The sequence below is a fragment of the Anaerovorax odorimutans genome, from assembly GCF_024459955.1.
Classification (GTDB): domain Bacteria; phylum Bacillota; class Clostridia; order Peptostreptococcales; family Anaerovoracaceae; genus Hominibacterium; species Hominibacterium odorimutans_A.
On record NZ_JANFXK010000181.1, the window covers coordinates 1 to 246 of the forward strand.

A 246-nucleotide genomic window follows, 5' to 3' on the forward strand; every position below is an offset into this window, starting at 1 on the left:
GGCAGGTGTTTACCAGCCAGCAAAGCAGATTGAAGAAAGCAAAGTTCCGGTCGCGGTTGCTTCTTTCTTAGAGAAACATACGGAAGTGAGAACCATCGCACTGCATCTGGATAATGATTACGCCGGTAGGAGAATGGCACAGGCACTAAAGGCCGTACTGCCATCACGCTACGTTATCAGGGACCGGCCGTCGCCGCAGGGAAAGGATTGTAATGATTATCTTTGTCTAAAGCTGGGAAGGCAGAT

Annotated in this window: 1 protein-coding gene; it reads left to right on the forward strand. The window is 50.0% G+C overall.

Translation table 11 applies throughout. From position 1 onward, the window contains the following. Positions 1-246 (forward strand): toprim domain-containing protein (locus NE619_RS18390; protein ID WP_256133911.1); only part of this gene is annotated, 246 nt, incomplete at both ends.